Source organism: Marinobacterium rhizophilum DSM 18822, from assembly GCF_000378045.1.
Taxonomy (GTDB): Bacteria; Pseudomonadota; Gammaproteobacteria; order Pseudomonadales; family Balneatricaceae; genus Marinobacterium_A; species Marinobacterium_A rhizophilum.
Genome location: NZ_KB899121.1, coordinates 26,084 through 33,220 on the forward strand (window position 1 = coordinate 26,084; position 7,137 = coordinate 33,220).

The window sequence follows — 7,137 nt, forward strand, 5'->3', positions numbered from 1 at the left end:
GCAGACTTTGTTAGGCCGCATTCCAGACAGCCCCGCCGCGCTGCTTTTTTTCACTTTGCTCTGACCGTTGTTTTCCCCCGCCGGGCATCGCCTGGCGGGGGCTTTTTATGTCCTGTCCGTTACGGCGCAGCTGGATCCCCCAAAAATGCCTCATACAGGCTGAGTGAACGGCCAACGGGCCTCGCCCTGAATAACGTCTCTCACAGATGTCGCCACCCGGCAAACAGCTTAAGATAGTGTTAATTTCTGGCCGCTAGATAGCGGGGTTTTCCAAGAATTCTGGTTGATGGATCTGCTACTGATCGAAGATGACGACTTGCTGGCTCGGGCCCGTCAACCTGGTACGTACCAGGCTGACGGGTCGCAGGAACTGATACGCGAAGCTCCCTTGCGCGTCGAGCGATTGCGCGTCCAGCGCCGCGCCTGCCCGTCAGTTTGCCTCGAACGGGCGTGAAAAATCCCGGCAAGCGCTGCGCGGGCTCGTGGCCAGCGTGGTTTCAGCCCAGTTGGTCGATGACGATGGCGTTGGAATACACCAGCGCATTGTCGCTGACCCGATGCCCGACCAGGAAAAAGTGGGCGCGAGGGTCGTTCTTGTGGTGGTAGACGTGGAATTTGCAGTCTTTTAATGCACCGCACTCCGGCGGTGTTTCCAGTTCCAGGCCAGCCTGTTCTATATCGATGTCAAGCTCCAGCTTGTCGCTGTCATTGAGCTGGTCCTCGGCGTCGGACAGTTTCAGGTGCATGTCGGGGGTGACTCTGAACCTGATCAGGCCCAGGGGCGCCGATTTGTCAGCACCTTCGGGTTTGTACCATGCCTCTATGCCAAATCTGTTCATGTGCGTGGCTCCATAACGGGTTGTGGTACCTGAAAAAACCGCTAGCTGAACCCCCGGTGTCTAAAACGGCATCGGCCTGCACCGGTGCCGGGCAGGACTGAATCCGGGCATCCATGATTAGCGCTACTTATTATGAATGTATAGGCGTTGTTGCGCGCGGGCTCAAGTTCATGCTCTGGGCGCCGGTGTAAGCAGAGGTGCAGCGACAGCGTCGCGACAAACGACGCTGACCGATGTCCATCGAAACATTTAACGGTTAGGTGTTTGAAGAAGGCGCTTTTAGGAAGGAACTCAGGAAGGCACGTGTGCGCTCATGCTCAGGCTGGTTGAAAATGCGCTCGGGGGGGCCTTCCTCAACGACCTTGCCGGCATCAAAGAAGCAGACCCGGTCACTGATTTCCCGGGCGAAGTACATCTCGTGTGTCACCAGTATCATGGTAAAGGCATCTTCGGCCGCGAGCTTGCGAATGACTTCCAGCACTTCATCCACCAGTTCGGGATCCAGCGCCGAGGTGATTTCATCCAGCAGCAGAATGCTCGGTTTCATGGCCAGCGCCCGGGCGATGCCGACGCGCTGCTTCTGGCCGCCTGAAAGCTCGGCCGGGTAGGCCTCTGCCTTGTCTTCGAGCCCGACCATGCGCAGCAGGTCGTGCGCCTGGGCCCGGGCGCTTTCCCTGGACTGCCCGAGCACATAGATCGGCGCCTCGGTAATATTGCGCAGTACCGTCATGTGCGGGAACAGGTTGAAGTGCTGGAAGACCATGCCAAGCTGGCCTCGCATGCGGTGCAGGTGACGTTCGTCTGCGGGCAGCCAAATGCCGTTGTGCAGACGGTGCCACAGGGGTTCTCCGTTAACCAGCACCTTGCCGCCGTCGATGTTCTCCAGCGTCATCAGAATGCGCAACAGTGTGGATTTCCCGGATCCGCTGGACCCGATAATGGACACGACTTCGTTTTGCCTGATTTGCAGATTGAAGTCCTCGAACAGCACGTTGTCACCGAATTTCTTGGTGACGTTTTCAAACTCGATGGCAAACTCACTCATGAGAGGGTAAATCCTTCTTTCGGGAAACGACGTTCGGCCTGTCGAACCGCGGTGCTGGCGACGAGGCTCAGGGCCAGATAAATCAGGCCGACCAGCGTAAAGGGTTCCAGGTACCGGAAATTTTCGGAGCCCATTATTTTGGCCAGTTGCAGCATTTCCAGCAGCGTGATGGCCGATAATTGCGGCGTTTCCTTGAACATGGCAATGATGTAATTGCCGCTGGCCGGTATCATTGAGCGCAATGCCTGGGGCAGTATCACATCACGGTAGGTTCGATAGGGTGACAGGTTAAGCGCTATCGAGGCTTCCCACTGACCCTTGCCGACACCATCAATGCCACTGCGAAACACCTCCGACAGGTAGGCGCCGTAGTGCAGTCCCAGCGCGATCACACCGGTCACCATCGGCGACATGTTCAGACCCCATTCCGGGGCCACGTAATAAAGAAAATAGATTTGCACCAGCAGCGGCGTGCTGCGGATAAATTCCATCCACCAGTAGGCGCTGTAGGCCACGGCTTTCGACTGGCTGCGGCGAAGCAGTGCCAGTATCAGGCCAGTGACAACGGCCAGGATGCTGCCGAACAGGGTTGCCTGCAGGGTGACAAGGCAGGCGTCCAGCAGCAGTGGCAGAACTTCCCAGGCAAAGGCCCAGTCCCAGTTGAACTCGATCACGACGACTCCTCCATGCGCTTGCGGCTAACCGTATGGGTGAGCATTGTCTTGAGCCCGCACGGGCCGTTCAGGTGGTGCTTGCAGGTCTGCCTCATGACAATCCCCCGCGCTGCATGCCTTTTCCCAGGCGTTTTTCCAGGGCGCGAATACCCAGTGTCAGTGCCTGGGCCATGAGGAAGTAGAACACCAGTACCAGGCCGAATATTTGCTCAACCTGCAGGGTCATGTCGGCCAGTGACTTGGCGCGATAGGTCAGGTCGGCAATGGTGATCAGACTGACCAGAGAGGTTGCCTTGACCAGTTCAATAGCCAGGTTGCCAAAAGGCGGCATCATGCCGACCAGTGCCTGGGGCAAAATGATGCGCCACAGGCGCTGACGGGGCGTAAAGTTCAGCGCAATCGCCGCTTCAGTCTGTCCCTTGTCGACCGACAGCAGGCCGCCGCGGACCACTTCCGAACCATAGGCACCGATGTTGAGCCCGAGTGCAGCGACACCGGCGGTAACGGCATCAATGCTGAGGCCAAACAGGGGCAGTACGAAGTAGATCCAGTAGAGCTGGATCAGGGCGGAGGTGCCGCGGAAAAATTCTACATAGATGACGGCGAGCCAGCGCAGCGAGCGGTGTTCGCTGATCCGCATCAGGCCGGCGGTAAATGCCATCAGAGTCGCCAGTGGCAGCGCCATGACCACGATCTTCATCGTGATGACAGCGCCGCCCACCAAGGCGGTCAGTATTTCGGTAACAGGCATCTGTCGTGTTCCTTGCCAGGCATGGCATGGCTTTGTGTGCCGCAAAACCATCTTATGTATGGCGGTGAAGCGCGGTAACGGAGGACTGTTGGCGTTTCAGCCGTGGGCCGGTCAGTGTCAGTGCGCCGACGCTAGCGGCCCCCTTAGCGGGGGCGCCATGTGTGCGCGCGGGTCCTGACGGGATCCGCCGTTATCGGGTCTGCCGGCCAGCTGCCGTTAGCTGCACGGCGGTCCGGTGGCGGGCCATTCAGGGCTGGCACAGTTGTGCAGTGGTGACATCACCCGGCAGCGTATGGACGCCAAATCCGTAGGGTTCCACCAGGGCCAGATGCTCGTCAGTGCCGATAAAGTCGGCCAGTTGCGTGTTGAAGGCATCACGCAGGCCCTCGTCACCGGGGCGGAAACCGAAGCCGCCGTAGCCGTTAACCTTTTTGCCGTCGATGACCAGATCTTCGAAAGGCTGGGCCAGTTCTACGTCGTCACTTTTTTTGCCAAGCTCGGCCATGGTGAGCACGGTACCGGCCAGTGCGTCGATGCGGCCCGCCTTAAGGGCTGCGACACCGCTGGGGTAGTCCGGCAGGGTGACAATCTGGTCGAGGGCGATGCCAAAGTCCTTGGCATAACCGAACTCAACCGCACCGGCCATAACGCCCAGCTTGAGATCCGGTTGGGTCTTGATGTCGTCGTAGCTTTTGAGTGCCAGGGGGTTGCCGGTTTTTACCAGAAAGCCTTCGCCGATGGTGTAGGTGGGGTTGGAAAACAGGATCTGTTCACAGCGTTTGGGGTTGATATACATGCCGGCGGCGATGACATCAAATCGACCAGCCTTGAGACCGGGAATCAGGGAGCCAAATTCAGTGACCAGCACTTCGACATCATCAATGCCCAACGCCTTGAGTGTATGCAATGCTATTTCAGGCGCCTCGCCCTTGGCTTCTCCGTCCGAGGACAGGTATCCGTAAGGGATTTCGTTGGCCACCGCCAGTGTCAGCTTTCCCGATGCCTTGGCGTCATCCAGGGTATCGGCCAAGCCCAATGTGCTGACTAAGCCCAGTAGCAGCGCGGTCAATGTGCGTTTCATTCAACTCTCCATAGCATTTCTGACTGAGCTTTCTATCTTAGGGAAGGTGAATTTATTTCGCAAACCGATATATAAATAATGTTTTTATGTCAGTAAATTAGGTGTTTTTTGTCATGTTTGTTGTTTGATCAGGTGATATTGCTTTGTATTGCTATGAAAATGCTGACTGCATGCTGGGCGTAAAGCCAGGCAACTTCCAGGGGCTTTTACGCACACGGCGGCCCGCAATCAGTTGGGGAGTCGGGGCGTTGGTCAGTGGGATGGGACGGCGTGGAACGCTCGGGGGAATAGCAGCGAGTCTTGTCGGCATGGGCAAAGCGCGGCTTCTGGCGAAGGCCTCGGGTTCAGTCTGGTCACCAACGCGCTTTGGTGTGCCTGTAACCGGCCGTTGAACGGTGCTGGCGCTAAAACAGCTGGTTAGCAGAGTGCGCCCCGGGAAATGGAATGGAGGGGGAGTTCTCTGGTCCGGCTGATCAATCACGATGGCATTGGAATAGACCAGGGCTATGCCCGGCCTGGCAAAATCCGCCAGCTGGAAATGGTGCTCAAGACAGCGGTGGCGTTACTGGACCCCGGCGAATGCAGCATTACCACAGAACCTCTGAGTGACGACTTTCTGGACGATCTGCTGACGCCGCGCAGTGCCGGCGCCGGTTTGTGCAAAGCGCCGCGTAACGACTGGAGGATCGCGGACCGCATCACAGGCTGCCTAGCGGGTCCTTAGTTCGGCACCATGTTTTCACCGGGGGCGTTCCAGCTCTGGTATTCCCCGACGTTGTCGCGGGTGATCAGTTCCGGGGCAATCAGGATGCGCCGGGGGTCGACGGGCTCGCCGTGCATCAGTTGCAGGCCGGTTTCGACCGCCCGTTCCGCGATGCGTCCCGGGAACTGCGCGGCGCTGGCCTCAAGCAGACTGTCCTGTTCCCTGAGCTGCTCGAAGGCCGCCGGTGATCCATCGATACTGACGATGAAAAAGTTGTTGCGCCCGGCCTGGTGAGCCGCCTGTTCGGCGCCGAGCGCCGAGGGATCGTTGATGGTAAAGACACCCTGGATATCAGGGTAGGCGGTCATCAGGGCAGTCATTTTTTCAAGCCCGCCTTCGCGGGCGCCACCGCCGTTCGCCGTATCGGACAGCAGTTCGATACCGGCAAAGCCGGCCAGTGCCTCGTGACAGCCTTCCACCCGTTCTATCACCGAGGACACCGCCGGGCCATTGATGATGACCACTTTGCCATGACCGTCCATGCGCCGGGCCAGGTAATCGCAGGCCAGGGTGCCGGCGGCGCGGTTGTCCGTGGTGATGGTGACATCGGCACCAGCGGCTTCGACATCCACAGCGATGACCGGAATACCGGCCTTGCGGGCCCGGGCGACGGCGGGGGCGATGCCTTCGCGATCGGCGGCCGACAGCAGGATCATCTGTACGCCTGCTTCAATAAAGTGGTCGATCTGGCGAATCTGGCGCGCCAGGTCATAGGCGCTGGACACCACCTGAACCCGTACCCCATCACCGCCAAGCTCACGGGCACGGCGTTCGGCGCCGCGGGCGATTTCGACGAAATAGGGATTGCCAAGGTCCGATACCGAGATGCCGATGGAGGTCAGCGGCGTTTTTGCGGGCAGGGGGGCGGACGGGCTTTGAGCCTGTGTCAGGGGGCACAGCAGCAGGGCTGCAAGCGCCGCCAGATGTTTGACTGTGGGCATGGCAAGCTCCTGTGGCCGATTGCAGTCATTGGGGCTGGTTCTGGAGCGACATTCAATCACGCCAGGCGGGCAAAGCGTAGTAGTGGAATGACCACCCGTTGATGTTTTTAATCCGTCGCCCTTCGGGACGCTAGCTTATCAGCGTCGTCGTGGTTCCAGTGGCATCGGAATGGATTGCCATAGGAAAGTCAGGCTCCATCCTGCATGCCAACCGCGTCTGGTAAGGCGAACTTGAAGGTCCGTCACCGACACAGACAGGAGCAACTGCCTGGCAGTGATCGATGGGCGGGAGTGTAACAAGGAAAAAGGTGCGGCAGGCCAACGAGCAGCCCGCCGCACCAAAACCGATTCAGGCCGCGAACGCGCCGGCCGGATGATCATTGGGGTCCAGAGCGCCGGTCATGATGGCGACGGCCTCGGACATGGTATGGGTATCGGGTTTGACAATCGCGATGCGTTTGCCCAGACGATGGATATGAATCCGGTCGGCCACCTCGAATACATGCGGCATGTTATGGCTGATCAGGATGACGGGCAGCCCCTTGGCGCGTACGTCGTTGATCAGGTTCAGTACACGGCGGGACTCCTTCACGCCCAGTGCTGCCGTCGGCTCGTCCATGATGACCACATGGCGGGCAAAGGCGGCTGCACGGGCCACGGCAACGCCCTGGCGCTGCCCGCCGGACAGGGTTTCCACGGCCTGGTTCATATTCTGAATGGTCAGAAGGCCGAGTTCCGCCAATTTGGCCTTGGCGTCATCATGCATGCCTTTTTTGTCGAGCATGCGAAATACCGAGCCCAGGATGCCGGGGCGGCGACGTTCGCGCCCCAGGTACATGTTATCTGCGATATCCAGTGACGGCGATACCGCCAGATTCTGGTACACGGTTTCGATACCCATTGCCCGCGCATCCATCGGGCTCTTGAAGTTGATCGGCTGGCCGTCCAGGGTGATTTCGCCGGCATCCGGTATCAGGGCACCGGACAGTGCCTTGATCAGCGAGGATTTGCCTGCACCGTTGTCGCCGATCACGGCCAGTACT

General features: G+C 59.0%; 8 protein-coding genes. 1 reads left to right on the forward strand and 7 read right to left on the reverse strand.

All coding sequences use genetic code 11. The features are described from left to right. Positions 1-497: 497 nt before the first annotated feature. The 5 genes from F451_RS28145 to ehuB all read right to left on the reverse strand — a co-directional run bounded on the left by F451_RS28145 (position 498) and on the right by ehuB (position 4,390). Positions 498-839, reverse strand: coding sequence for a hypothetical protein (locus F451_RS28145; protein ID WP_020683823.1), 342 nt, complete (start codon positions 837-839; stop codon positions 498-500). A 256-nt stretch (positions 840-1,095) separates the two neighbouring features. After that, the gene (gene ehuA / locus F451_RS0123235; protein ID WP_020683824.1) at positions 1,096-1,884 is read right to left on the reverse strand and encodes an ectoine/hydroxyectoine ABC transporter ATP-binding protein EhuA; all 789 of its coding nucleotides are present in this window, start codon (positions 1,882-1,884) and stop codon (positions 1,096-1,098) included. Continuing rightward, positions 1,881-2,558: an ectoine/hydroxyectoine ABC transporter permease subunit EhuD gene (ehuD, locus tag F451_RS0123240; RefSeq protein ID WP_020683825.1), complete on the reverse strand. Its 678-nt coding sequence runs from the start codon at positions 2,556-2,558 to the stop codon at positions 1,881-1,883. Before ehuD ends, ehuA begins: the two co-directional genes overlap by 4 nt. 91 nt (positions 2,559-2,649) lie before the next feature. Next, positions 2,650-3,309 carry an ectoine/hydroxyectoine ABC transporter permease subunit EhuC gene (gene ehuC / locus F451_RS0123245; RefSeq protein WP_020683826.1) on the reverse strand — a complete coding sequence of 220 codons (660 nt, stop codon included), beginning with the start codon at positions 3,307-3,309 and terminating at the stop codon, positions 2,650-2,652. A gap of 247 nt (positions 3,310-3,556) precedes the next feature. Then, a complete protein-coding gene (gene ehuB, locus F451_RS0123250; protein ID WP_020683827.1) occupies positions 3,557-4,390 on the reverse strand; it encodes an ectoine/hydroxyectoine ABC transporter substrate-binding protein EhuB in 834 nt (277 codons plus the stop codon). Between the two features lie 439 nt (positions 4,391-4,829). On the opposite strand from ehuB, the gene F451_RS0123255 reads away from it, so the two are divergent. After that, a complete protein-coding gene (locus F451_RS0123255) occupies positions 4,830-5,114 on the forward strand; it encodes a hypothetical protein (protein ID WP_020683828.1) in 285 nt (94 codons plus the stop codon). On the opposite strand, the gene F451_RS0123260 is transcribed toward F451_RS0123255, so the two are convergent. Continuing rightward, complete coding sequence (locus tag F451_RS0123260) at positions 5,111-6,094, reverse strand: ABC transporter substrate-binding protein (RefSeq protein ID WP_020683829.1); 984 nt, start codon at positions 6,092-6,094, stop codon at positions 5,111-5,113. The two genes, F451_RS0123255 and F451_RS0123260, sit on opposite strands and share 4 nt — an antisense overlap. 349 nt (positions 6,095-6,443) lie before the next feature. After that, positions 6,444-7,137, reverse strand: a 694-nt coding sequence (locus F451_RS26390) for an ATP-binding cassette domain-containing protein (protein ID WP_020683830.1), incomplete at its 5' end; no start/stop codon positions are given.